This window comes from Nocardioides abyssi (genome assembly GCF_030412915.1).
Classification (GTDB): domain Bacteria; phylum Actinomycetota; class Actinomycetes; order Propionibacteriales; family Nocardioidaceae; genus Nocardioides; species Nocardioides abyssi.
The window spans coordinates 1-365 of sequence record NZ_JAUHJR010000056.1 but is presented as its reverse complement, the minus strand read 5'-3'; the positions used below and the strand labels follow the sequence as shown (position 1 = coordinate 365).

The window sequence follows — 365 nt, the reverse complement described above, 5'->3', positions numbered from 1 at the left end:
CGCCGCCGCCACCGTTGAAGTTGTGGCACGCGGTGCAGTTGGTCAGGAAGATCTGGCCACCGCGGACGATGGCCTCCACGCGCTCGTCGGCGGAGAGACCCTCGATGGAGTACTCCTCCTCGTCGGGGACCGCCGGGCCGGGGCCGAGCGAGGCGACGAAGGCGCCGAGGGCGTCGATCTCGTCCTGGGAGTAGACGGGGGCCTTGTCCGGGGCCTGCTGGCCCGGCTGGGCCATCGGCATGCGGCCGGTGCCGACCTGGAAGTCGCCCGCGGCGGCGCCGACGCCGGCCAGCGGCGGGCCGAGCTGGGTGTCGCCGCGCTGGGTCAGGATGCCCTCGCCGTTCTGCCCGTGGCAGAAGGCGCAG

1 pseudogene is annotated in these 365 nt (G+C 74.2%); it reads right to left on the bottom strand.

Annotation, left to right across the window (positions count from 1 at the left end):
• Positions 1-365 (bottom strand): annotated as a pseudogene (locus tag QWY29_RS19885) (cytochrome bc1 complex diheme cytochrome c subunit); the annotation flags it as partial.